Raw genomic sequence first — 25,324 nt, 5'->3', positions numbered from 1 at the left:
AGTCTACGGAAACTCGAGCCGACACGCCCAGCAGGAGCAGGCATCATGTGGACCGTGAGCCTCACCGAGTGGCAGACCTGGGAACCGTTCGTCGACGCGTTGCGCAGGTCTGCACCGCCCGGGACGGGCGTCAGCGAGTTCGCCGGCACGGTCGGCCGCGGCGCGTGGGACGGCACCTACGCGGACGACGGCGACACCGCCGCCCGCCGCGCTCACCACCGCGAGCTCGCGCGGGAGGCCGCAAGGACGGGCGGTCCCGGGCCACGCGCCGAGCTCGACGACGCGCTGCGCGCGATCGCCGGCCTCCTGCCCGACACCGAGCAGGTCGTCCGGGTCGTCGCCGGCGCCCGACCCGGCGACGACGCGGTCGAGCTCGTCGCGCTCCCGCCCGCTGTCGTGTCGGGGCCGGCCACGCCGGTGCTCGAGGTGGTGCTGGAGCCCGGTGCGCTCCCGGCGCAGTACCGGGCGACGATCACGCCACCGTCGGGCGGCGCACAGGCGGCGTCGGCCGATCCCGACGCCGTGGCCCGACTGGTCGCGGAACGGATGCCCGACGCGGTCGGGGCGCCACCCGCGGAGATCGACGAGGCGGAGGCCGCGCTTCCCGCCGGCGCACGGCTGCCCGACGAGGTGCGGGCGCTCTACGCGGCGGCGGCCTCGGGCAACCTGAAGCTCGCGGAGGAGGAGGGCCGGTTCGCCGGCTTCGAGATCGTGCCGCTGCGCGGGAGCTTTCTCCGCGAGGCGTTCCTGCCCGCGGCCCGCTTCGACACCTGGAGCGCGGACGCCGACACGTTCGCCCCCAACGACCCGGCCGGCCGGGTGCAGGCCGCGATCGGGTCACCGCTCTGGTTCCCCGTGGGGACCGACGGCGCCGGGAACGTCTACGCCGCCGACCTCGCGCCCGCGGCGCGGGGGCACCTGGGCCAGATCGTGCTGCTCGACCACGAGCAGCACGCCGGGGCGGCCTACCGGGCGGAGAGCCTGGCCGCGCTGCTCGTGGGGCAGGTGTCCGGGACCGACGACGCCGTTCCGGACGGCTCCGGTCGAGCGGGCTCCGGCCAGGCGGCGGACGGCGACGGGGCCGGCCCGCGCTCGTCGTCGGACACCGAGTTCCTGAATCTCGACCCGGCCGCATGGGCCGAGCGGCTCGACGCCGGAACCGTGCCGACCGGCCTCGATGCCGCCGGGTTCGTGCCCGACCGGGCGAACCCGCCGGCCCTGCCCGAGGCGATCGCGGTGGCGAACCGGCTGCTGGAGCTGCACAGCCAGGCGTTGATCGAGGTCACCCGGTTGACGCGCCCGGAGGGGACCGGCCGTCCGGAGTCCACGAGGTCCCCGGAGAATACGGATCGTCCGCGGCGCACGGGTCTGCTCGGGCGTCTCCTCGATCGCTGACGGGTTCCGCTCCGTCGGAAGGCATACCCGGTCCGAGGGTGCCGGGAGAGCGCGTCGGCTTGGGCGCGCGACGCGACGAGGGCGGGAACCCGGATGGGTTCCCGCCCTCGTCAGGCGCGCGCGGCGACCGGTCGCTCAGGCGTCAGTGCCCGCCGTGGACCTCGCCGTCGGTCTCGGGCCGCTTGATCATCGCGGCCAGAGCGATGGTCAGCGCCATCACGCCGGCGCCGATCCCGAACGCCAGGCTCGCACCGGACGTGAGCGCGTCGGCGGCGGACTCCCCGGCGGCGGTCAGCGTGTCGGAGCGGAGCGTCATGATCGCGATGAACAGCGCGATGCCCGCGGCACCCGCGACCTGCTGCACCGTGTTGATCGTGGCCGAGCCGTGTGAGTACTGGTGCGGCTTGAGCACCCCGAGCGCCGCGCTGAACAGCGGCGTGAACACCGCGGCCAGGCCCAGGCTCAGCAGGATGTGCGCGCCGAGCACGTAGAACGGCGAGATGCCGGGGTGCAGGAACGCGAGCATGCCGATGCCGAGGGTCACGAGCACCGTGCCGGGCACGAGGATCGGACGCGGACCCACGCGGTCGTACCACCGGCCCACGACCGGGCCCAGGAGACCCATCGCGAGCGCGCCGGGGAGCACGATCAGCCCGGACTGGAGCGGCGTCAGGCCCATCGCCTCCTGCAGCACCAGCGGCAGGACGATCAGGGTGCCGAGCATCGCGAGCATCGCGACCGCCATGATGCCGATCGCCACCCGGAAGTTGGGCTCGAGGAACGTCCGCAGGTCCAGCAGCGCGGAGTCGGTGCGCTGCCGCACGATCTGCCGCCACACGAACAGACCGAGGAACACCAGACCCGTGCCCAGCGGGATCCACGGGTTCAGCGTGCCGCCGCTCGCGTGCGCGCCCTCACCCAGGCCGGACAGGCCCCACACCAGACCGCCGAACGCGACGAGCGTGAGCAGGAGGGACAGCGGGTCGAGCGTGTGGTGCTCCTTGTCGTTGACGTCGCGGATCCAGAGCAGGCCGGCGACCAGCGCCAGCACCGAGATCGGCAGGACCACGCCGAACACGCCGCGCCAGCCGAGCGGCTCCAGGATCGCGCCGGACAGCGTGGGACCGAGCGCCGGCGCCGCGGCGATGACCAGACCGACGTTGCCCATGACCCGGCCGCGCATGTGCGGGGGCACGATGGTCATGATCGTCGTCATGAGCAGCGGCATCATGATGGCCGTGCCAGTCGCCTGCACCACACGTCCCGTCACCAGGACCCCGAAGCCGGGCGCGATCATCGCCAGGGCGGTACCGGCGGTGAACAGGGACATCGCCAGCAGGTACGCGCCGCGCGTGCCGAGCCGGTTGATGAGGAACCCGGTCGCCGGGATGACGACCGCCATCGTCAGCAGGAAGGCCGTGGTGAGCCACTGGCCGACCGTCGGGGTCACGCCCAGCTCGTCCATGATCGGAGGGAGCGCCACCGACATGGTGGTCTCGTTGAGGATCACGGTGAAGGCGCTCGCCATCAGCAGCGCGATGGCACGGAAATGGCCCGGGGCGAGCTTGTCGGCGCGCGCCGGTGCGGGTGCGTCGACGCTGCCCGACGGCGGTCGGGTGGCCGGACGGTCGTCCAGCGGATCAGCGGTGTCAAGGATTTCGGTCGTCATGGGGTATGCCCTCTCGGTACGGAACGCGGGCCGAGATCGAGAGCGACATTGCACACGACCTACGTCTAACGACGCCGGATCATCGTGCGGTATTCCCGATGATGATCGCGACCTGTTTTTGTCGACGTCTGCGGTCAGCAGAAATCATCGGTCAGTTCGCCGAGGCGTCCGTGCCGTCCGACCGGTCCGACCCGTCCGGGGAGACGGGCTCGGTGACCGGCGTCGCGACGCCGAGGGTCACGCCCTGGCCCGCCATGAAGGGTTCCGGGTCCACGGCCTGGCCGTTCATCCGCACCTCGTAGTGCAGGTGGCAGCCCGACGACGTGCCGGCACCCGCCGGGTCGATGCGCGAGTCGCCGCCCATCGACGCGATCTGCTGTCCTGCCTGCACCGTCTGGCCCACGCGCACCAGGTTGGTGCCGGTGAGCAGGTGGCCGTACGTCGAGTCGAGGCCCATGCCGTGCTCGATGCGGATCGTGTTGCCGGTGCCCCAGCCGGTCGCGCCGGAGATCACCACGCGCCCGGCCGCGGCCGCGTACACCTGGGTGCCGCAGGACGCCGCGATGTCCTGGCCGAGGTGGTAGGTCGACGCCCCGGCGATGCCGGTGCTGCGGGGCCCGAACCCGGAGGCCTTGGACCCGACCGCCGGGTTGGCCCAGCCGCCGGCGCTGACGGCGGCCTGCCCGATGGAGCCGGACATGCAGGGCGCGGCGGCCGCGGAGCCCTGGATGGACTGCGACAGCGCGTCGAGGTCCGCCTCGTCGGCGCCGCTGACCAGCTGGATCACCTGGAGCGCCTGGTCCCAGTACTTCTGGTAGTGGTACGGGTCGGCGTTGCGCTGCGCCTTGTGGGCGGCGATCGTCGGCTCCAGGGTCTCCCAGCCGGTGACGGCGAGCAGCCGGTCGTAGAACCGGCCGGACGACTGCACGGGGTCGAGTCGCTCCTCGACCGTGCCGTACCACTTCTGCTCCTGGAACATCCCGATCGAGGAGGTCAGCGAGCCGTCCGGGTTGCGCACGCCGAAGCGGTCGTCGCCGTAGTCGAGGTTGCGCATGCCGGACTCGCCGAGCGCCGTCATCACCGCGACGGCCTGGGCGCGGGCCGGGACCCCGCGCTCCTGGCCCACCTGCAGGATCACCGCGGCGTTCTGCAGCTGCTCACCCGTGAAGCCGCCGGCCGCCGGAAGCTGGCCGCCCGCGGGCACCACCGACGCCGACATGCTGCAGCCGTTCTGCGACTGGTTCTCGCTCACGGCGCCGCCCACCAGCACGACCATCGCGACCACCGCCGCGGGCACCGCCAGGACGGCCGCGACAAGAACGGCCAGCACGAGCACCGCGCGCCGGGTCCCGTCGTCCTTCTTCCTGCCTCTGCCGGACCGCGAGGACCGGGCCGCCTGCGAGACGACCCGCGTCGCGAGCCCGACGGTGTCCCGCCCGCTCACGACCCCTCCGGCGGCCTGATCTGCTCGGCCAGCCAGGGCGCCGCACCGTCGGCCCGGGTCAGGAGCACCGTGTACGGGCCGACGTCGGTGGGCACCGCGACCTCCGCGAGCAGCGTGGACGTCTCGTCGGTGACCTCCGGGTCACCGGTCACGTCGGTGACCGGCACGAGGCGCGGGTCGACGTCCTGGTAGACGGGCTGCGCCTGTGGCGTGAGGAGCGGCTTCAGGCCGTCCCACCACGCGTCCTCGGCCTGGTCGGTGGCGGCGAACGCGCTGACGGTCGCGACGGCGGCGTCCCGCGCGGCCTGCCGGACGGTCTCGTCCCACGTCGCCTCGACGGGCTCGGTGGGCGCGGTCTCGTCGAACTCCGGCTCGGCCGTCACCTCGACCGCGGGATCCCCGGCCCCCGGGTCGCCGTCGACCTCGTCGGTGGCGACCGCGTCATCGGCGTCGTCGGACGTGCCCACGGGGTTGTCGAAGTCGTCCTGGCTCCCGGGAGCGGCGGCGCCCGGGTTCACCTCCGCCGTCGGGTCGGCTGCGGGACCGCCCTCGCGGGGCCAGCCGATCCAGGTCCCGATCGCGAGGGCGACCACCGTGAGCACCACGATCACCGTGCGTTTCATCAGCGGCCCAGCCCTCGCATCTGACGCCGTCCCGGGTTGTGCACGATGGCGGAGGGCTGCGGTCCGGCGCCCGGCGCCGCACCGCCCTGGCGTGCGGCGTTGAGGGACTGGGCGAGCCGCGCTGCGCTCTGCGACCGCTCGCCCCGCCGCCCGAGGCCGCGTACCGCGCCCAGCACCTGCCTGGCCTGTCCCGCCTTGCGGACCACCGTGAGCGCCTTGGATGCCCCGGCCGCAGCGGCGGACGTGCCGCCGCTCGCGACCATGGCGCCCGCCTGCAGCGCGACGGAGGTTCCCGCGCGGCCCGCGCTGCCCAGCCGGTCGCTGAGCCGCTCGCCGGCCGTCGGCGGCAGGTGGGGGGACGGCTCGTTCCCCGCCTTCTCGCCGGCGTTCGCCGCGTCGGGGACCTGGTCGCCGCCGCCCACACGTCCGCCGTCGGGCGAACCGTCCTGGACGGTCCTGGCGGCGGTGCTCCAGGCGTTGCCGCCGCCGGTCCCGTTCCCCGGCCCGCCGTCCGGTCCGCCGTCGTAGCCGGAACCGTCGACCGGGATGGGGACGGTGCGGTTGTCGTCGCCGGTCGCGCGCCCCGCGACCGCTCCCGCGGCGGCTCCGGCGGCGGCACCGCCGACCGTGCCGCCGCCGGGGGTGCCGTCCATGGCGGACGGACCCGCGGCCGGGGTGTCGTCGCCGTCGACCTCGACCGCGTTGCCGTTCGGCTGCACGGGGGCCGGGCCGAGCCCGACACCCGCCCAGGACTTGGCCTTGTTGTACCGGTCGCGCCACTTCGCTGTGCCGTCCCACGGCATCGCGGCCGGCTCGCCGATCTGGGACGGCACGCCGGCCGCCGCGAGCTTGTCGGCCAGCGCCCGCAGGCCCTGCCGCACGCTCGCGCCCATGAGCACGTAGAACACGGCGCCCGCGACGACCAGGGTGTTGAAGAGGTACAGGCGCACGAGGAACGGCAGCCCGCTCGTCGCGTCGTAGAAGCCGAGCAGCATCTTCATCCACGCGACCAGGAACATCGTGGCCATCGCGACGAGGACGGCACCGAAGGCCACGCTCGCGAACGTGCGGAACAGCTGGGCCCGCGTGCCGCTGGAGATCACGCCGACCGGTAGCTGCCAGAGCAGCTTGATGGCCGACCAGCCCAGCAGCAGCACCGCGAAGATGGTGCCGCCCACGATCACCACGGACAGCAGCAGGAACACGAACCCGGTGGTGAGCAGGCTGAGTGTCGAGACGACTGTGCCGGCGTCGACGGTGGACGCCGCCTCCTTGTAGGCCGCGTCGCACCCGCCGATCTCGTCGACGGCGTTCTCCCGGCCCACGTTCTCGGTGTAGGTGTCCTCGCAGCCCGTGCCGTCGATGACCGAGCCGTAGTTGATGATCTGGTGCGGTGCGCGCAGCAGCGTGTCCACGAGCTGACCCTTGAGACCGTCGCGGATCACTGTGGAATCCCGCTCGAACGACGCACCCTCGGTGGCGAAGCCCGTGGCGATGTCCATGCCGGCGTTGCGCGACTGCATGATGACGCCCTGCTCACCGCCGATGGTCGCCATGGGGTTGGCGAGGAACCCGGTGGCCAGGGCGGCGATGACGCAGCCGATGAGCAGCTCCATGAAACCGCCCGCGTACCGGCCCTTGAGCAGCCAGAACCCCACGACGAACGCCAGGATGATGAGCATCAGGTTGAGCAGGCCGATCTGCGCGACCATGCCCTGCACGATGATGCTCAGCCCGGCCAGCGGCGCCAGGATGTAGCCGAGCCAGTCCATGCCGAGCACCCAGTCGAGCACCCAGATCTGTACCGCGACCATGTCGCGGTACCAGACCCAGAACATGCCGGCGAGGGTGGAGAAGATCTCGGAGTCGACGTTGAGCGGGTTCCACGGCGAGCCCGTGTCCCACTGGAGCATGAACCGGTCGACGGCCACGCCCTGCGTGTCCTCCAGGTTCAGCCCACCCTGCGGGTCGGCGAACGGGAGGGGCGCCAGCCCGATCATGCCCCGATCACCGCACCGGTCGAGCTCGTCGGCGTCGTCTTGACCGTCTGGGCGCGCTTCTCCACGAGCGGCGCCATGACCTTCGCCCGGCCGTACCGGGCCTGGAAGTCGCGGATGAGGCACTCGCCGCGGCGCTCCTCGACCACGCCGACGGCGGCGTCCGTCACCGGGGCGGTGCCCTCGGTGACCAGCTTGACCAGGCCCTCGTCCACGGGGGCGTCGGTCGGCAGGCCGTGCAGCCAGCGCAGGCCTCTGCGGGCGAGGTTGGAGTCACGGTGGCGCAGCAGCACGCGGAACGGGATCAGACCGCGCACCACCTCGTTGCCGAAGTCCTCCTCGGCGTCGTGGCTGCCGAGCAGCAGCGCGGCCTTGTGCTTGCGGCCGTCGCGGATGAACGTGCCGATCTCCTCGGCCGCCTCGGGGGACGACATGGTCTTGGACGCCTCGTCGGCGGCGAAGATGTCGAGCCGTGAGCGGTCCGCGAAGCAGCGGTAGCGGGCGAGGGCCGCGATGAGCGCGAACGTGGCGCGGCCGAACACCTTCTCCGCCTTGAGCTCGGCGAACAGGTGCCCGTGCTCCATGTCGGCGCGCGAGGGCAGCTGCATCTTGTGCGTGTGCAGCACGATCGCCGGCGAGCTCAGGTCGAGCGGCGGCAACGTGTCGTCGAAGAGGGCGCGCCCGAAGTCGAGCTCGGAGAAGATGCGCATCTCGTCGGCCAGCATCCGGGCGCCCGGGTACTCGCAGTCCTCCTCGAGGTGCCGGGCGAGCGAGCCGAGCGACGTGATCTTGTGCCGCCACATGTACTCGGTCTGCAGCACCTTGGACAGCAGCACGTTCTGCTCGGACTTGGTCTGCACCGACAGCAGCACCGTGAGGAAGGCGCGCGCGACCCGCGGTGCCTGCGCGGGCGGCAGGATCCGCAGCGGGTCCATCGACACCGTCGCGTCCTCGGAGATCTCCACGACCTGCGAGCCGGGGATCTCCGAGACGGCGATGCCCCACTCGCCCATCTCGGTGTGGTCCACCGCCATGAGCGTGGCGCCCATGTCCACGTTGTCCATGGCGACGGTCTTCATGCTCACCGACTTGCCGGAGCCCAGCTCGCCCACGAAGCCCATCGCGAGCGCGACGTCCAGCTTGTCCGTGGCGCCGGCCAGGTTCACGAACACCGGGTTGGGCCGGGCCGCGCCGTTGGAGATCTCCAGGGCGAACAGCGCGCCGGAGGTGTCGCCGAGCTCGGTGGTCGCGAAGGGCACGGCGGCGGAGAAGGCCCGCGCCGTCGTGATCTGCGAGTACTCCCGCACCGCGCGCGGCGTGGGCATGCCCGGCAGGGTGGCCTCGAAGAGGGTCGGCTGGATCGTGGGGTCCGTCCGCAGCGAGAACTGCATGGCGGCGAAGTACTTGGTCAGGTCGCGCGCGTCGTCCAGGGCCTGCTCCGGGGTGTGGCCCGAGACCGTGAACATCGTGGTGGCGTCGACCTCGACCTCGAGCTCGTCGGCGTCCATGACCGCCTGGTACTCGCCCAGCGCGCGCGCCGTCGTGTCCAGTGACGACCCGGCCCGCTCCTCCTCGGAGCGCTGGTCGAACTGGTCGTTGAGGGTCCGCACCGCGCGCCGGTTGCGGTTGGTGACCTCGTCACGCGAGCGCACCGTCATGCGGATGGCCCAGTCGCAGGGCACACCCGACTCGTCGACGCGCCCGATCCACTCGCACCCCGGGTAGACGATCCCGCCGGACGGCGTGTCGCTCACCACGAGCGTCGTCTGGTACGACGCGAGCTCGGGGTTGGTCGGGTCGAGCACCTTCACGTACGGCCGCTTCAGGATCTGCAGCGGCCCCAGCTTCTTCTCCGAGTCCGTCTGCCCGGCCGGGTCCACGAGCGCGGACGGCAGGACCGAGGGACCGGACAGGTGCATCTCGGCGTCCAGCGACCCGTCGACCGGGACCGCCGTGTCGAGCCCGAGGCCGCGCTGCATCGCGTGGCCGAACATCCACGCCATCTCGGCCACCGACGCCGGCTGGGGGTCGAACGCCGAGGGCATCTCCTTGCGCAGCGCCTCCGCCTGGGCGGCCCGCTCACCGATCGCGTGCCGGCCCGGGACGGACCTTGGCATCATCAGCGTGTCCTGGAGCGTGGTCCAGCTCGCGTGCAGCGGCTCCATGAAGGCCTTGGCGCCCGGGTTCGCGAGCGGTGCGGCGATCCAGTGGACGCGGCGCCCGATCGGGATCTGCTCCAGGAAGTCGAGGGTGGCCTCGCACTCGGCGGCCCAGGCCTCGCGCTCGGACAGGTCGACGCCCTCGATCATCGAGAGCACCACCGACGCCGGGTCGGTGGCCGCCGTCAGGCCGAGGTGCAGGGACTCGCCGCGCAGTGCGCGGTACAGCGCGGTGTGGTGCCGCCGCGCGGCGTGCTTCTTGTCGTCCGGCTGGAAGGCGTAGGGAACAGGTGACACGCGCCAGACCGCCCACACGGTCCCGGTGCGGGTCCACATGAGGCCGTCCGTCAGGGCGGAGATGTGGCTCAGCATGGGGGCTCAGTCCTCTCGCGGGGTGGTCGGTGCGGGGCGGTCGGTGTTCTTCGGCTTCCCGGCCAGCAGCTGGCCGACGCCGGTGAGGTCGGCGTTCCGGCGGTCCGCCGCGGCCGTCGCGGCTGCTGCCGCCCAGTCCGCCGGCGAGCGTCTGCCGGGTGGTGAAGCGGGTTGTGCGGCGGGTTGCGGGTCGGGTTGCCGTCCTGGTTGGTGGCCGGTCTGCGGCCCGGGGCCCGGGTCGAGCCGGCGGCCCTCCGACGTGGCGTCCGCGGGACCGCGGCTGGTCAGCTCCGGCAGCAGCTCGGTCGGCACCGGCTGCACGACGACGGGTCGCGTCGCCCCGGCCGGCACTGCGGGTACGACGGGGCGCGGCGTCGGCTCGGCGAGCTGCTCCCTCCGGACCGCGGCGCCCGGCACCACGACCATGACGCGGTGCGTCAGCAGGCGTGGCTTGGGCAGGGACACCTGGCCGCCCACGAGCCGGCCCGGGCTCGACGTCAGGTTCATCGCGTCCATGACGAACGCGACCGGGTTACGACCGGAGCTCGGCAGCTTGCCGGTGGCCCAGACCACCCCGACGACCACCCCGACGGCGACCACGATGTTCATGAAACCGCCGAGCTGAGCCCACAAGGGGGCGGTCTTCCACAGGGCGAACGCCACAACTGCGCCCGCTCCCACCTGGGTGATGGTGTACGGACCACCCCAGATGCGCCCGCCGCTGGGCAGCTTCCCCACGAGCATGGGGATGCGTCGGGCCTTCGTGTAGAACTTCGCGGTCTCGGTCACCGGACACCCTCCTCACCACACGCCGGGCGCACGAACGCGCCCGTCCGACCAACCCTGTGCCTTGCCCCCAGCGCCATGCCCATGTTCCTGACCTGCTGCTCTGCTCCCGCGACCGTCAGAGGACGGTCTGCGTGTTCACGATCGCCGGAGCGGAGTCGAACTCGTCCCGGGCGAGCTCGGAGGTGACGTTGATGCCACCGTTCACGAGCCACAGGACGATCCCGCCCACGATCGCGGACATCAGGATGGCCGCGATCGACATCTTGGTCTTCACCGCGGTGATGACGACCATGAGGATGACGACCACGAAGGTCACGGACTCGATCGCGCTCTTGACCTCCTCGGACTTCACGGTGATGAGGTCGAGGAAGCCGTCGGCCATAACGATCTCGCTGATCATGGTTCTCTCCTTCGTTACTCCCCGGCGGTGCCGGGGTCGGTCGTGCCGGTTGGCGTCGTGTCGATACGGACAGCCGGCTCAACGCCGGCAACCTCCCAGCGGCCGTCCCGCGCGACGAGCGTGAGGACGTACTGGGCGGTCGTCTTGTTGCCGTCGAGCCGCGTGAGCTCGACGGTGGTCAGGGCGTGCGTGCCGTCGCCGTCGGCCGGGTCCTCCGTGACCTCGTGCGAGCCCTTGATGCCCGTCACGGCCACGGCCGTGTACGGGGCCGGGGTCACGGCCGAGACGGAGGTGCCGGGGCGCAGGTAGCGCGTGATCTCGCCGTCGCCCGCGACCATGGCCGCGAGGAACCCGGCCACGGACTGGCCCGCCGGCGACGTCGGGGAGATGGTCTCGGAGTAGCCGAGGTCCGGCGGGTCGGCGGCGGCCGCGGGACCGGGCACGGGCGACGGCAGCGCGAGGGCCGTGACCGCGAGGTCCGGGCCGGAGTACCTGGTGTCCGTGCGCTGCACGAGCACCGGCACCTGGAAGTAGCGGCGCACCCACACGAGCGGGACCTCGGCCTGCTCGCCCTCCTTCGCCTGTCCGTCCGCGGGCGGGGGCGTCGAACCCGGGGCCGGCTCGGCGACGTCGACGCCGACCGTCACGGACCAGACGTCGTTCTCCGCCTCCTCGACCTGTGCCACCGACGAGTCGCGGATGGTCAGGCCCTCCTGGGGGAGAGTGCCGACCGGGGCGTTCGTCAGGGAGGCGATGAGCTGCTGGTCGTTGCTGTCGGCCCGCAGCCACGTCTCCACGAGCTCGACCGCGCGCTCGGTCGCCGCGGCGGACTCCGCGGTGCTCGCCGTGCCGGCGGCCGCGGTGACGGGGGCAGGCGCGGGCCGCAGTACGGTCCACACCAGGGCCGCGGGGCCGGCGAGCAGCGCCAGCGCGAGCAGCGCCCCCCAGGCCTTGGTGGCCAGGGCGGGGCCGTTGGACCACTCCACGACGGCGGGCGGCGGGTCGTCGTCCGCACCTCCGCCGCCCGACGACGCGGGCGTCGCGGGCCGGTCGGGACCGTTCGCCCAGGGGGAGGCGGTGCCGGTGGCGCCGTCGGCGGAGCCGGGCAGCTCGGCCGGCTTGGCGGCCTTCTTGCCCCGACGGCGCACGAGGAGCGAGCTCATCGGGTGTGCACCTCGTTCTGCAGGTCCGCCCGGATGCGCGCGCGGGCCTCGCGCGCGCTGCGCACGCGAGGGTTGTCGAGCGCCTCGGTCAGGCGGATCGTCGTGTCGTTCTCACCGAGGGGGTCCTCGGCGAGCGATGCGATGAGGTCGCGCACCACAGGCGCCACCTCACCGCGTGCGGCATGCACCTCGGCGGTGTCCCGGAGCAGGGACCACGTGTGGTCGAAGGCCGTCGGACCGGGGTCCGCGGCCTGCAGGTCCGTACTGCCGAGGTCGGTGCTGCCGAGTCCGGCGCCGGGCGCCTGGTCGAGCTCGTCCTTGCTCATCTCGCCTCTCCCGTTGATCCGTCAGTTGCGTCTGCTCAGCACAAATGGCTGGTGATGTGTTCGTGTGACATCGGTCGAGCAGGGGTTTTGCCCGAGTGTGACGCAGGTCACATGGGTCTGGAGCGAGCGGGCAACAGTGGCGGGCAACACCCTCCCGATGGACTCGGGGCAGACGGAGGGGGGAACCGCCATGCCTGCACGCACACCGGCGTCGGCATCAGGAACACTGATGCGAGAGCTTGACCACGACTGGGCAGACCTGGTCCGTACGCGGTCGTTCGCCACCGAGATCGACCGCTTCGTCGCACGGTTCCCCCGGCTCGCAGGGCTGCGCCGAGGCGAGCCCGTGCGGCTCGCGCCCGACGAGGCGGACGAGGTGCTGTACGCGCTCATCGTCGAGCACGCGAGCGGCAGCTTCGCCGCCGGGCGCGCGGTGCTGCAGTGCATGCTGCCCGCGGTCCGCACCATCGTGCGGCGGTCGCGCCGGCACTACCCGGACGTGCAGGACCTCGAGCAGGAGGCCGCCGCCGCGATGTGGGACGCGATCACCCACTACGACCTCGAGCGCAGCAGCCGGGTCGCGATGCGTCTGCAGGGGCACACCCTGACGCGCGTCGTCGGCGACCGGGCCCCGCACGCCCGGGGTGGCCGGGCGAGCCGCGGCCCCCAGGTGGCGGAGATCCCCACCGACACGGACATGCTGACCGTCCTCGAGCGGCCGATCGTGCCCGAGCCGGGCCCCGATGCGGTCTACTCGCTCGCGAGCCTGTCCCTCGGCCCGACGGGCGAGGTCCTGGATGTCATCGCGTGGGGGCTGGACAAGGACGTCCTGACACGCGACGAGTCAGCACTTCTGGCGCGGCTCTACGCGCCGGACCCCGATCTCCCGGAGTACGCCGAGCTCGGCTCGGGTCGCGGGAACTATCAGCGGCGGGTGGCCCACGAGCTGGGCATCTCGCACGCAGCCTTGCGCCAGCGGGCGAGTCGCGCAGTGCGACGGCTGGCGGAAGCCGTTCAGTCCGGTGGTCTGTCTGGGGGACAACCGGGCGAACGGGATGGTGAGGGACGACGACGGCCGACGGGCTGAGCACTGGGGGGTGCGTGATGCCCTGAAGTCGTCCGAAGTTCGCCTCATCGCGAGAGGGTCCCACCGCCAGCGGGGCCCTCTCGTTCTGTCCGGGGCCGAGCTGAGGCCGGTCGAGGGTGCTCGTCGGCACGGCATCGTCAAGGCCGCCTCGACGATTCCTCCACGGCCGACGCCGGGTGGAAGACCCGCCATCTCATGGCTGACCTGCAGAGTCAATGCCACATCTGTGGTTCTGACGTGCCAGGGAACGATTGTCTGAGGGTCACTCAATATTCAAGCCATCTCCACACTTTTGAAGTCTCCTTGACCTAGCGGGCATCCTGGACGCTGATTAGCGTTCAACCTGCCGGGTTCGCCCGTCTGGATGAGGATTACCTGCGGTGACACGCATGTGACACCGCAGGTAGCCCTCGACAGCACGGGCGGGAGCACGGTGGAGACAGGCGCAGGCATGGGATCCTCGACGGGTTCCGCTCCGGGAAGACCCCTGGCGGACTCTGTCGATGGGCTCGGAGGAGACGGCACGGTGAGCAGTGGCACGAAGGTCGCGAACCAGGAACAGCACGTCCGGTCCGCGACGAGACCCCAGCGACCCGCACCCCCCGGGCCGCTCAAACCGACGCGCGCCCGCCGCAGGCCCGCCCTCATCGCCCTGGGCCTCGCGCTCGTGGCGCTGAGCGTGCTCGCGAGCGTCTACCTGACGAGCTCGCTCGGCGAGACGTACCCGGTCCTGGCCGTCAACAAGGACATCCCGCGCGGCACCGAGATCACGGCGAGCGACCTCGCGCCGGTGGACCTGCCCACCGGGCCGACCTTGCTCCAGGCGATCCCGGCGGATCAGCTCGACCAGATCGAGGGCCAGGTCGCGGCTGCCGACCTCAAGGAGGGGCAGCTACTGACGCGCAAGGGTGTCGTCCCGGAGCTCTCGCCCCCGTCCGGACAGTCGATCGTGGGTGTCGCACTCGCTCCCAACCAGATGCCCACGACACCAGTGCAGGCCGGCGACGCCGTCCGCGTGGTCGAGACGCCGGCGACCGGCGGCGAGCCGCCCGTGGAGGCGCCGTTCGCCATCGCCGCCACGGTGGTCCGAGTCAGCACCGATGTCGCCCTCGGCGACCAGACCGTCGTCGACGTGCAGGTTGCCTCGTCCAACGCCGCAGCGCTCGCTGCGCGCGCGGCGACCGGCCGCGTCGCCATCGTCATCGACGCCGTCGGGGCCGGGTGATCCGGTGGCTCTCATCGCCCTGGCCAACGCGAAGGGTTCGCCGGGTACGACGACGGCGGCCCTCGTGCTGGCGCTCCAGTGGCCCCGCCCCGTGCTGCTCGTGGAGGCCGACCTCGCCGGGTCGTCGATCCTGGCCGGGTACTTCCGCGGCCAGCTCCCGCACGACCGCGGCCTGCAGCCGCTCGCGATCGCGCACTCCCACGGCGACCTCGAGGCAGCCTTCTGGGAGCAGACGATTCCCCTCGTTCGAAACGATCCGGACAAGAAGGTGCTCCCCGGCATCGTCAGCCCGCACACCGCACCCGCCGTCGCGAACCTCTGGGGGCCGCTGGCCAACCAGCTCGTCGCGCTGGAGCGCGGGGGCATCGACGTGCTGGTCGACCTCGGCCGGCTCGGCACCGGCGGTGCCGTGCGCGAGGACCGCGAGCCGATCGTCCGCCTCGCGGACCAGGTGCTGATCACCACCGGGTCCCGCCTGCCCGACATCGCGGTGACGCGCGAGCTCGTCAAGTCCCGCACGTCCGTCGTCGACGCCGCGGCACGCGACCTGACCAACCTCACGGCCCTCACCATCGGGCCCGGCCGGCCCTACGACGCCAACGAGATCGCGCGGACGCTCGGCCTGGGCACCGTCGGCTCGCTCGCCTGGGACCCGGTGAACGCCGAGGTGCTGTCGGTGGGCTCGCCCGCCGGACGGCGCTACTCGACGTCCCCGCTCGTCCGCTCCGCCGCCCCGGTGATCGCCCGCCTCCAGGACCGCACGGAGAAGCGGCGCGCCCGGTTCTCCACCGGGCCGCGCGAGGCCGGCCGGGGAACCGGCCCGCGGCGTCCGCCCGAGCAGTCCGGTACGAGCGCACGCTCCGCGTCGTGGAGCGTGCAGGGTGCCGGACCGTGGCAGGGCGACGGAAGGGGTGACGCGTGAGCACACCCGAGTTCCCCGACCTCTCCTCCCTGCCGATCTTCCACGACGCGGACGACCGGGCCCCGGCCCTCCCGCGTCGTGCCCCTGCCACCGATGCGGAGACCATGCCGGGCCGACGCCCTGCCGCCGTGCAGAACACCTGGACCCCTCCGGCCGCGGAACCGGGCAACGGCGGGCCCCGCGCCGTCGACCCCGGGGGCGCGGGCCCGGCACGACCCGCGGGGGGTACGCCGCCGTCGTCGGGCGGCGGGGCCTCGCCCTGGGTCGGGGCGCTGGCCCGGGCCGAGCGGGAGTACCACGGCCAGCCCGGCAACCCACGGCTGCGCGACTCCGAGTTCTGGCGCCAGGTCAACAGCCTGCGCGGCGAGGTGTCCTCGCGGCTGACGACGGCGCTCTCGACGCGTGAGCTGGACGAGGAGCAGCGTGAGGCCCTGGGCCAGGAGCTGATCCAGCAGGTCGTGCGCGACCACAACGACGCCCTGCTGTCGGGCGGTCAGCGCAATTGGACCACCGAGTACCAGGTCGAGGTGACGCGTGCGCTGTTCGACGCGCTGTTCCGCCTGGGCCGGCTGCAGCCGCTCATCGACACGCCCGACGTGGAGAACATCGAGATCACGGGTACCGCACCCGTGCTCCTGCTGATGGGCGACGGGCGCCGCATGTACGCGGAGCCCATCGCGGACTCCGACGCGGAGCTCATCGACTTCCTGCAGTTCCTCGCGGCGCGCGACCCGGCGAACGAGCGGTCGTTCACCCGGGCCAACCCGTTCCTCAACCTGGACCTGCCCGGGCGTGTGCGGCTGGCCGCCGTCGGCTGGGTGGTCCCGTGGCCGCGCGTCACCATCCGCCTGCAGCGACTGCAGTCGGTCGACCTCGACCTGCTGCGCGAGAACCACACCATCGACGCCGTGCTGGTCGAGTTCCTCACGGCGGCGGTGCGCGCGCGCAAGTCGATCGTGGTGTCCGGCCAGGGCCAGGGCAGCGGCAAGACGACGCTGCTGCGCGCGCTCTGCGCCGGGCTGGACCCGTGGGAGTCCATCGCGACGATCGAGACCGACTACGAGCTCTACCTCCATCTTGAGCCCGACAAGCACAAGCGCGTGGTCGCGCTGCGCACGCGCGAGGGCTCCGGCGAGATGAATACGTCGGGGCGCCGCGTCGGCGAGATCAACACGAACGTCAACGTGTACGAGTCGCTGCGGCACAACATCTCCCGCGTCATCGTCGGCGAGGTGCGCGGGCCCGAGATCGTGTCCATGTTCCAGGCCATGCAGATGGGTAACGGCTCGCTGTCCACGGTGCACGCCGACGGCGCCCGCGACGTCGTCGAGCGCCTGGTCGGTATGGCCGTGCAGGACTCGACGCTGTCGGAGACGTACGCGTACCGGCAGGTCGCGCAGTCGATCGACCTCATCGTCTTCCTGCGGGTCGACTCCGAGGGCGACGGGCGGCGCGTCCGCTACGTCTCCGAGGTGATCGAGGTGACGCGCGGCGAGGCCGGCAACCCGGTGGCGATCACCGACGTGTTCGAACCGGGGCCGGGCGGTCGCGCGGTGCCCAAGGTGACGCCGTCGTTCCTCGCGGACCTGGAGGCCGAGGGCTTCGACGCGAGCCTCCTCAACTATCGCGACGGGCTCTGGGAGGCGTCATGACCACCCTCATCGCGGTGCTGACCGGCCTGGGCCTGGGCCTGGGGGTGTGGTTCGTCGTCGTCGGCGCGCAGCGGTACGAGCCGACGCCGAAGCCGAAGCGCACCACCCCACCGTTCCACGGGCTGCTCCGCCTGCTGGGCCTGACCAAGGGCGGACCGCTCTACCCACAGCGCAAGATCCTGGGTATCGGCGCGGCCGTGGGCCTGGTGGTCGGGATCGTCACCGGCTGGTGGTCGCTCGTGCTCATCGTGCCGGTGCTGATCGTGGGCCTGCCGTCGCTGTTCCGTACCACCACCCAGTCCAACGAGGTGGAGAAGCTGACCGACCTGACGGCCTGGGTGCGGTCGCTGATCGGCGTGCTGTCGGGCGGCGCCGTCGGGCTGGAGCAGGGGATCGCCGCGACGCTGCACAGCGCCGCGCCGTCCGTACGGCCGTCCCTCGCACGGCTCGTGGCGCGCCTGGAGGCGCGCCAGCCCATCAAGCCCGCCCTGTACCGGTGGGCGGAGGAGATGGACGACTACTCGGCCGACATGATCGCGTCGGCCATGATCCTGGAGTCGGACAACCGGACCGGCGCCGTGGCGCCCGCACTCCGGCAGCTTGCCGAGTCCCTGTCGGCGCAGGCCAAGGCGCGGCGCGAGATCGAGACCGAGCGCGCGACCGGCCGGGCGACGGTGCGCTGGGTGACCATCGTGACCCTCGTGGTGCTGGGGGCCACGGCGATGTCCGGGTACCTGAGCGGGTACGACTCGCCGCTGGGTCAGGTCGTGGCCGTGGTGTTGTTCTGCGCCTACGTGGTCTGCCTGCTGTGGATGCGCAAGATCAGCCTCGGCCAGCCGATCCCGCGGTTCCTGCCGCACGAGCGGGAGGTCTGACATGTGGCCCTGGGCAATCGGCAGCGGCCTGGTCGCGGGACTCGGCCTGTTCCTCGTGGTGCGGGAGCTCCTCCCGTCGACCCCGCGGCTCCAGTCCGCGCTTGACCGGATGAGCGGCGACGACAAGGTCGAGCCCATCACGGTGTCCGACGGCACCGAGCTCACCGCGACCCAGCGGTACACACAGGTCTTCGGGGCGTGGGCGCAGCGCCGGCTCCCACTCTCCCTGCTGGGGCGCGGCGGCCCGACCCGGGCCGACCTGGACCTGATCGGCAAGACCGCCACCGACCACTACGGCGAGAAGGCGCTCGGCACGGTGATCGTGCTGGTGGCGGTCCCCTTCCTGGGGCTCTGCGTCGGGCTGCTCAACCTCGGCATGCCGGTCTCGGTGCCGTTCGGTGCGGCACTCGTGCTCGCGCTCGGCGCCTGGTTCCTGCCCGACCTCGACGCGAGGTCGAAGGCCAGGCGGGCCCGGCAGGAGTTCGCGCGGGCCGTCTCGACGTACCTCGAGCTGCTCGCGATCGAGCGCGTCTCCGGGGCCGGCGCCACCCAGGCGACGTTCGCCGCGGCGCAGGTCGCGGAGTCGTGGCCGTTCCGGCGGATCTCCGCGGCGCTCGAACGGAGCCGCTGGGAGGGTCAGGCGCCGTGGGTGGCGCTGCGCGAGCTGGGCGAGGAGGTCGAGGTCGACGCTCTGGGCGAGGTCGCCTCGATCGTGGAGCTCGCGGGTACGCAGGGCTCGGCGATCCACGACCAGCTGCAGTCCAAGGCGGCCGCGATGCGGGACGCGCAGCTCGACGTCGAGCAGCAGCTCGCGCACGACGCGACGGTCCGGATGACCGTCCCTGGGACACTTACCGTATTTGTGTACTTTTTGATGCTCATCTTTCCAATCGGGGTCACTATGTTTCAGACTGCACCCTGAGCCGGCTCGCCCCCGGCGGCGTCGCGGTGTCACACGAGCCGCTTCTTACCCATTTGTTGAAGTCGACATCACCCCAGGAGTCACCATGAACCAGCACCTGAGCCAGGGCCGGACGGCGGCGTCGCGAGTCGCCGCGCGGGCGTCGCTGCGCGCGGCCGCTGCGCGCGGTCGCGTCGACGCCCTCAACGCCCGCTTCGCCGAGCGCTCGGCCGAGCTCCGCCGTCGGCTGTCCGCCGGTCGCGCGGGCGAGCCCGACGACGCCGGACTGGAGTCCATCGAGGTGGTCGTGCTGTCCGTCGTGGGTCTCGGCATCGCCATCGCGCTGGGTGCGGCGATCAAGGGTCTGGTCGACGAGTACATGTCTCAGCTCTAGGGATGTAGCGGATGAACGAGCGCGGTGCCGCCTCCCTGCAGACCGTCCTGACCTACCCGATCGTGCTGATGCTCATCTTCGGGATGGTCCAGGGGGTGCTCTACTTCCACGCGCAGAACACGGCGCAGTCCGTGGCCAACGGGGCCGTGCAGGCCGCGCGCGTGGAGGGCGGCAGCGTCGACTCGGGGTACGCGGAGGCCGCCTCGCGGCTCGCCCGCGGGGGCGACGCGTTCGCCTCGGTCCGGGTCTCGGTGACGCGCGGCGAGGAGATGGCGACCGCGACGGTGACCGGGCTGGCGCCGTCGATCGTGCCGGGTTTCCGCGGGCTGCGGGTGGAGCAGTCGGCGACGGGTCCCGTGGAGAGGTTCACGTCGGCGGTGAACGGCTGATGGGCGGTGCCGGCGAGGGCTCCGACGACCGGGGCAATGTGGCGATCAACACCGCCGTGATCTTTCCCGTGCTGCTGCTGATCGGGCTGCTGCTCATCATGGCGGGCCGGATCGTGCTGGCCGAGGGCGTGGTGCAGTCGGCCGCGAACGAGGCCGCGCGGGCGGCGTCGATCAGCCGGACGGCGGCCGTGGCCGGGGTGCAGGCGACGTCGACGGCGACGTCGACCCTGGTGAACTCCGGGGTGCGGTGCTCGTCGACGTCGGTCCGGCCGACCACGGACGCGTTCGACCTGCCGCTGGGGACGGTCGGGACCATCACCGTGCGGGTGGAGTGCGTGGTGCCGCTCCGCGACCTCGGGCTGCCGGGCGCGCCCGGTTCGCGGACGATCAGTGCGACCGGGACATCGGTGCTCGACGCCTATCGGGGGCGGTCATGACCAGGGGGGCTGGGCGCATGTGGGTACGGCGTGGGCGGACGGCGGCGACGCCGGCGGGAGCGCGGAGGGTGCGGGAGCGGGGCGAGATCAACATCCTCGCGGCCGGCATGGTGCCTGCACTCATCATCGCGATCGGTCTCGTGGTCGACGGCGGCGGGCGACTGCACGCCGAGGACGAGGCCGAGTACGCGGCTGACCAGGCGGCTCGGGCCGCCGCACAGCAGATCCGGATCGATCGCGCGCAGATGGGACTGCCCCCGGAGGTGGATCCCGCGCGCGCGACACAGGCTGCCGCCGACACGCTCGGCGCGCTGGGAGTGCAGGGCGGGGTGACCGCCGTGAACGGCGCCACCGTCACCGTGGGCACTCAGGTCACCTACAAGACGACGTTCCTGACGTTGATCGGAATCAGCTCGCTCCGTGTCACGGCCGATGCCGAGGCGCGGGCGGTCCGCGGCATAGGACAGGAGGAATCCTGATGAGCACCTCGACAGTCCAGGGTCGTGCGGTGACCGGTGAGCCCGGCGGACCGCGGCGGGGTACCGGCGCACGCGTGCTGAGAGGGCTCGGTGCGGCGCTGCTCCTGTGCGCGCTCGTCGTCGGGATCCCGGTGGGCCTGTGGGTGCTCGGCGGGCCGGTCTGGACCGGACCCGTCAGCGTGGGCCAGATCATCTCGATCCTGAGCAGCCCCGACGTGACCGGTTCGGTGCTGATCGGGCTGATCAAGATCGTCGGCTGGGTCGCGTGGCTGACCTTCGCGATCGCGGTGGTGATCGAGGTGGTCGCGGCCCTGCGCGGACGCCGGTCGCCGCACGTGCGCGGGCTCGGCGGGCAGCAGCGCGCGGCGGCGGTACTCGTGGGTGCGGTGATCACGATGCTGGTCGCGGCGCCGTCCGTGTCGCCCGCCATGGCGGCGACGACGCCGGTGGAGGTCGCCGAGACCGGGACGGTCGTGACGGCTCCGGTCTCGTCGGAGGCTGTCGTCCCGGCCGACGTCTCCACGGGAGCGACGGAGCAGAAGGCCGGCGCGGACGAGGCACCGTCGCCCACCTACACCGTGCAGCCCGGCGACTCGCTGTGGCGGATCGCCGAGGAGACCCTGGGCGACGGCGCGCGGTTCAAGCAGATCGCCGACCTGAACTACGGCGTGCCGCAGGCGGACGGCAGCGCGCTCGACGCCGGCAACTGGATCGAGCCGGGCTGGGTGCTGCGGTTGCCCGCGGAGGCTGCCGGGGCTGCTGACGTCGTCCTCACCGACGCGGACGGCGACGATCCCGTCGGGATCGGTCCCTCGAAGTCTGGCGCGGACGACGGGGACGCCGTCGACGTGACCAGCTCCGGGAAGGCCGCGGCCGAGGTGGTCGTGGAGCCGGGCGACACCCTGTGGGGGATCGCCGAGGAGGAGCTCGGCGACGGCACGAAGTACCCGGAGGTCTTCGAGGCGTCGCGTGCCACGGACCAGCCGGGCGGGGAGCGGCTCACCGACCCCGACCTCATCTACCCGGGCTGGACCGTGACCGTTCCGGGCGCGGGGGAGTCCGCGCCGGACGAGGCCGCCGAGGGCACGCGGGGCGACGACGCCGCGCAGCCGGCGCCGGACGACACCGACGAGTCGGCGTCCGAGGGGGAGTCCGCGGACGCGGGTGCGGAGCAGCCGGCCGAGTCGGATGCCGGTTCGGACGCCGCGGGCTCGGATGCTGCGACGCCGGACGAGGCCGGGTCCGCACCGGAGGCCGAGGGTTCGGGCGACGAGGCCCAGGCCGACGGCGGCGTGTCGGGGGCGGTGGGCGCCACGAGGATCGGCCAGCGGGCCGACGCGAAGGAGCCCGCCCCCGAGCCGGCCACGCCGTCCGCCGAGGGCACGGTCGAGGTCGAGCCCGAGGACATCGAGGAGCCGGGCGGCGCGGGGAACGACGTCGTGCAGGACGAGCAGACACCGTCCGACGAGCGGCCCGCCGGCGAGCAGCCGACCGGGGAGGCCCCGGCCGCCGACGAGCCGAACCGTGCCGGGCAGAACGCCGCCCCGAGGCCGCCGGCCGACGGCGCAGCCGGCGAGCGGCGGGACGACGCGGGCCGCGACGGTGCCGACCAGCCCGACCCTGCCGACGTCGCGACCGGTACGGCCGGTATCGGCGGCCGGGACGCCAAGGACGACGCGGGCACGGACGACGGCGGCACCGACGGCGACAAGCCCGAACCGAAGCCCGAGCAGACCGCCGAGGGGAACCTCGTCCCGCAGGCGCCGCCCGCACCGCGGGAGACCGAGGGTCCCCAGTACGACGAGGTCACGCCTGAGGACCTCGAGAACGATCCGAACCTCGAGCCGGACCAGTCGGCGCCGGAGGGGCGTTCGCTCGACGAGTCGATCCCCGGCAGCGGGCTGATCGCCGACGAGCTCCTCCCACAGGACCAGGGCGACGAGCCGGCCGCCGACGAGCCGGCCGCAAAGGAGACGTCGTCCGGGAGCGGCACGACCTGGGGCGGCGACCCGGCGTCCGTCGACGAGCCGGCGACGGGCAACGCGCTGGAGGGCGTGATCGAGGAGCCCGCCCAGCTCGTCCCGGAGGACGAGGTGGAGCCGACCACGGTCGGAGGCGCGGGCATCGACCCGTCCCAGGGGGCGGACGACGTGCTGCCCGGGGACCTCACGAGCGACGAGCCCGTCGCGGGAGAGTCCGTTCCCGAGGTCGCCGTCGAGTCGTCGCCGCCCGAGGAGGCGGCGGCACCGGTGGAAGCCGACGGCCCCGCGGAGCCGGCCATCCCGGACGCCCAGCCCGGCGTCGTGGCGGCCGGGACGACGGCGGCCGGTGCCACTGCCGCCGCCAGCGACCCGTCGCTCCTGGACTCGGCGACCGACGTCGCCTCCGACCTCGTGGACGAGATCGACGAGTCGGTGGGTGTGCGCACCGCGTCCGGCGTCGGCGGTCTGCTCGCCGCGGGGCTGCTCGCCCTGGTCGCCGTGAAGCGGCGCCGGGTGCGCAAGGGCCGCGAACCCGGCGAGACCGTCGTCGTACCCGGGCCGGAGACGCCGGCGGGGACGCTGGAACGCGACCTGCACGGCGTCGAGGACCCCTTCGGGCGCGACCAGGTGGACCGCGCGCTGCGCAGCCTCGCGCTGTGGCACCGCGAGCGTGGCCTGCCGCTGCCGGGGGTGCGCATCGCGCGGCTGAAGAGCGGCGAGTTCGTCGAGCTCTACCTCGACCGCGCCTCCGACCTGCCCGAACCCTGGGCCAGCACGACCGACCGGTTCATCTGGCAGCTCGGGGCAGGCGACGCCGACGTGGCCGCGCAGGTCGGCTCTGCAGGAGCAACCGAGACCGAGGACGGGGAGGCGCCCTACCCGGCCCTCGTCACCGTCGGCCACGACGACGAGGACGCGCACCTCATGCTCGACCTCGAGAACCTCGCATGCCTCGACATCCGCGGCACGGACGCCGCCGCGCAGGCCACCCTCGCGGCGCTCGCGGTCGAGCTGGCCACGAGCCTGTGGGCGGACGACCTGCAGGTCACCGTCGTCGGCACGCTCGGCGAGCTGCCGGGCGTGGTCGACACGGGCCGGGTGCGGCACGTCGCGGGCCTCGCGGAGATCGTGCGCGAGCTCGAGGCGCGCGCCGCCGACGTCGACCGTACGCTGGCGCAGGTCGGAGCCACCTCCGTGGCCGAGGCGCGCGGCCGTGGGCTGGCGACCGACGCCTGGACGCCGGAGATCCTGCTCGTCGGCGAGCGGCTCGGACTGACCGATCGCGCCAGGCTGGAGAGCCTCGTCGAGCGCGTGCCGAGCGTCGGGATCGCGGCCGTGACGTCCAGCGCGGAGGTGGGGGACTGGGTGCTCGACCTGACCGGCGACCTGACCAACGGCGACACCACCCGCGGCATCCTCATGCCGGCCTACATCGCGGTGCGCCCGCAACAGCTCGACGCCGAGACCTACGCACAGGCCTTGGCCCTCCTGGCCGAGCCCGAGACCGCGCCCGGCCCCGAGTGGAGCCGTTCGATCGACCGCACCGAACCAACGCTCGAGGAGATCCCTGTGGAAGCTGTCCGCGCTGGTGTCGCGGATTCGGACGTGGCGGTGGGTGAGGCGACAGTGCTCGCGCCGTCGGCCTACGGGGCGGGGACGGCTGCCGGCCCGGCGGCCCCGGCGACCCACGGCAGGCTGCCCGAGAGCTTCTCGCCGTGGGCGCGCGCCGCGGTCAGCGTGGCGACCCCGCCGCTGGGCACGCCTGTCGTCGGGACGGGTGGGCCGGCCGAGGCGTCGGGGCCGGCCGAACCGGCTCCGGAGCCGGTCGTGGTCGAGCCGCCGATCGTGCGGGTGCTGGGCAACGTCGAGCTCGCCGGGACGACGGGTGTGGAGCTGCCCTCCACGCACCAGCGGCAGGCGACCGAGCTGATCGCGTTCCTGGCGTTCAACCCGGGCTCGCGGGGTTCGGACATCTCGAAGGCGCTGTGGCCCTCGCGCGAGCCCAACCTGGCGACCCGGCGTTCCGCCGTCTCGCGCGCGCGGCGCTGGCTGGGCACCGACCCGAGCGGCTTCGAGTACCTGCCGCGTTACTGGTCCGCGGACGACGGCGGACAGGCCGACGTCGAGTCCGCCGGCTACCGCCTGCGCGGGGTCGCCACGGACTGGCACAAGTTCTGCGACCTGGTCGGCCCGGACCTCACGCAGACGCCGACGTCGGACCTGCTCGCCGCGCTGGACATGGTGCGGGGCAAGCCGTTCGAGGGTGTGCCGCTGCGCAAGTACGTGTGGGCCGAGCAGCTGATGCACACGATCTCGTCGGGTGTGGTGGACGTGTCCCACGAGGTGGCCCGTCGCGCACTCCTGGAGGGTGACGTGGCGACCGCGCGGCACGCGTCCCAGGTGGGGCGGCTCGCCGACCCGGTGGACGAGCGGTCATGGCGCAACGGGATCCGCGCGGAGATCGCCTCCGGCCGGCGGGACGCGGTGGGCCGGCTCGTGGACCGGCTGCGCGACCACCTGGAGCAGCTCGCCATGGAGCCCGAGCCGGACACCGAGGAGCTGCTGGCGCAGGTGGACGAGCAGGAGAGGCGGCGGGAGCGCACCGGGGGCTGAGGTCGGGCCCGCCGAGGGCGTTGCCGCTGGG

At 72.9% G+C, this 25,324-nt stretch carries 21 protein-coding genes; 12 read left to right on the top strand and 9 right to left on the bottom strand.

Features of this window, described 5'->3' with window-relative positions; genetic code table 11:
• Positions 1-54 precede the first annotated feature (54 nt).
• Positions 55-1,395, top strand: a complete 1,341-nt coding sequence (locus ACIPN7_RS00975; protein WP_400537089.1) for an SMI1/KNR4 family protein — start codon at positions 55-57, stop codon at positions 1,393-1,395.
• 142 nt (positions 1,396-1,537) lie between these two features.
• Here the strand turns inward: ACIPN7_RS00975 and ACIPN7_RS00970 are convergent, their stop codons facing one another.
• The 9 genes from ACIPN7_RS00970 to ACIPN7_RS00930 form a co-directional block, all read right to left on the bottom strand.
• Positions 1,538-3,064 (bottom strand): MDR family MFS transporter, encoded by a 1,527-nt coding sequence (locus ACIPN7_RS00970; protein WP_400537087.1) that lies wholly within the window; start codon positions 3,062-3,064, stop codon positions 1,538-1,540.
• Between the two features lie 151 nt (positions 3,065-3,215).
• Positions 3,216-4,508 (bottom strand): M23 family metallopeptidase, encoded by a 1,293-nt coding sequence (locus ACIPN7_RS00965; RefSeq protein WP_400537085.1) that lies wholly within the window; start codon positions 4,506-4,508, stop codon positions 3,216-3,218.
• A complete protein-coding gene (locus tag ACIPN7_RS00960) occupies positions 4,505-5,131 on the bottom strand; it encodes a hypothetical protein (protein WP_400537083.1) in 627 nt (208 codons plus the stop codon). Before ACIPN7_RS00960 ends, ACIPN7_RS00965 begins: the two co-directional genes overlap by 4 nt.
• Entirely contained in the window at positions 5,131-7,131 is a 2,001-nt protein-coding gene (locus ACIPN7_RS00955) for a hypothetical protein (RefSeq protein ID WP_400537081.1), read from the bottom strand. Before ACIPN7_RS00955 ends, ACIPN7_RS00960 begins: the two co-directional genes overlap by 1 nt.
• Positions 7,128-9,659 (bottom strand): ATP-binding protein, encoded by a 2,532-nt coding sequence (locus ACIPN7_RS00950; protein WP_400537079.1) that lies wholly within the window; start codon positions 9,657-9,659, stop codon positions 7,128-7,130. Before ACIPN7_RS00950 ends, ACIPN7_RS00955 begins: the two co-directional genes overlap by 4 nt.
• Positions 9,660-9,665: 6 nt before the next feature.
• Positions 9,666-10,448 (bottom strand): hypothetical protein, encoded by a 783-nt coding sequence (locus ACIPN7_RS00945; protein WP_400537077.1) that lies wholly within the window; start codon positions 10,446-10,448, stop codon positions 9,666-9,668.
• A gap of 115 nt (positions 10,449-10,563) precedes the next feature.
• The gene (locus ACIPN7_RS00940) at positions 10,564-10,848 is read right to left on the bottom strand and encodes a hypothetical protein (RefSeq protein ID WP_285100538.1); all 285 of its coding nucleotides are present in this window, start codon (positions 10,846-10,848) and stop codon (positions 10,564-10,566) included.
• Between the two features lie 14 nt (positions 10,849-10,862).
• A complete protein-coding gene (locus ACIPN7_RS00935) occupies positions 10,863-12,011 on the bottom strand; it encodes a hypothetical protein (protein ID WP_400537074.1) in 1,149 nt (382 codons plus the stop codon).
• Positions 12,008-12,337 (bottom strand): hypothetical protein, encoded by a 330-nt coding sequence (locus tag ACIPN7_RS00930; protein ID WP_400537072.1) that lies wholly within the window; start codon positions 12,335-12,337, stop codon positions 12,008-12,010. Before ACIPN7_RS00930 ends, ACIPN7_RS00935 begins: the two co-directional genes overlap by 4 nt.
• Before the next feature lie 229 nt (positions 12,338-12,566).
• On the opposite strand from ACIPN7_RS00930, the gene ACIPN7_RS00925 reads away from it, so the two are divergent.
• The 11 genes from ACIPN7_RS00925 to ACIPN7_RS00875 all read left to right on the top strand — a co-directional run bounded on the left by ACIPN7_RS00925 (position 12,567) and on the right by ACIPN7_RS00875 (position 25,293).
• Positions 12,567-13,424: a hypothetical protein gene (locus ACIPN7_RS00925; protein ID WP_400537069.1), complete on the top strand. Its 858-nt coding sequence runs from the start codon at positions 12,567-12,569 to the stop codon at positions 13,422-13,424.
• A 526-nt stretch (positions 13,425-13,950) separates the two neighbouring features.
• On the top strand, positions 13,951-14,649 hold the full coding sequence (locus ACIPN7_RS00920) for an SAF domain-containing protein (RefSeq protein WP_400537067.1): 699 nt from the start codon (positions 13,951-13,953) through the stop codon (positions 14,647-14,649).
• 4 nt (positions 14,650-14,653) lie between these two features.
• Positions 14,654-15,571 carry a hypothetical protein gene (locus ACIPN7_RS00915; RefSeq protein WP_400537064.1) on the top strand — a complete coding sequence of 306 codons (918 nt, stop codon included), beginning with the start codon at positions 14,654-14,656 and terminating at the stop codon, positions 15,569-15,571.
• Positions 15,568-17,223, top strand: coding sequence for an ATPase, T2SS/T4P/T4SS family (locus ACIPN7_RS00910; protein WP_400537062.1), 1,656 nt, complete (start codon positions 15,568-15,570; stop codon positions 17,221-17,223). The genes ACIPN7_RS00915 and ACIPN7_RS00910 overlap by 4 nt, the downstream gene beginning before the upstream one ends.
• Complete coding sequence (locus ACIPN7_RS00905) at positions 17,220-18,098, top strand: type II secretion system F family protein (protein WP_400537059.1); 879 nt, start codon at positions 17,220-17,222, stop codon at positions 18,096-18,098. Before ACIPN7_RS00910 ends, ACIPN7_RS00905 begins: the two co-directional genes overlap by 4 nt.
• Before the next feature lies 1 nt (position 18,099).
• Positions 18,100-19,020, top strand: a complete 921-nt coding sequence (locus ACIPN7_RS00900) for a hypothetical protein (RefSeq protein WP_400537057.1) — start codon at positions 18,100-18,102, stop codon at positions 19,018-19,020.
• An 85-nt stretch (positions 19,021-19,105) separates the two neighbouring features.
• The gene (locus ACIPN7_RS00895; protein ID WP_377227348.1) at positions 19,106-19,393 is read left to right on the top strand and encodes a hypothetical protein; all 288 of its coding nucleotides are present in this window, start codon (positions 19,106-19,108) and stop codon (positions 19,391-19,393) included.
• An 11-nt stretch (positions 19,394-19,404) separates the two neighbouring features.
• A complete protein-coding gene (locus ACIPN7_RS00890; RefSeq protein WP_377227347.1) occupies positions 19,405-19,782 on the top strand; it encodes a TadE family protein in 378 nt (125 codons plus the stop codon).
• Positions 19,782-20,219 carry a TadE/TadG family type IV pilus assembly protein gene (locus tag ACIPN7_RS00885; protein ID WP_400537053.1) on the top strand — a complete coding sequence of 146 codons (438 nt, stop codon included), beginning with the start codon at positions 19,782-19,784 and terminating at the stop codon, positions 20,217-20,219. The genes ACIPN7_RS00890 and ACIPN7_RS00885 overlap by 1 nt, the downstream gene beginning before the upstream one ends.
• A 68-nt stretch (positions 20,220-20,287) precedes the next feature.
• A complete protein-coding gene (locus ACIPN7_RS00880; RefSeq protein WP_400537051.1) occupies positions 20,288-20,698 on the top strand; it encodes a pilus assembly protein TadG-related protein in 411 nt (136 codons plus the stop codon).
• On the top strand, positions 20,698-25,293 hold the full coding sequence (locus ACIPN7_RS00875) for a LysM peptidoglycan-binding domain-containing protein (RefSeq protein WP_400537049.1): 4,596 nt from the start codon (positions 20,698-20,700) through the stop codon (positions 25,291-25,293). Before ACIPN7_RS00880 ends, ACIPN7_RS00875 begins: the two co-directional genes overlap by 1 nt.
• Positions 25,294-25,324 lie beyond the last annotated feature (31 nt).

This window comes from Promicromonospora sp. NPDC090134 (genome assembly GCF_044746965.1).
GTDB lineage: Bacteria > Actinomycetota > Actinomycetes > Actinomycetales > Cellulomonadaceae > Promicromonospora.
Note: the sequence above shows the minus strand (reverse complement) of the source record. Positions and strands in the feature narration are given on the sequence as shown.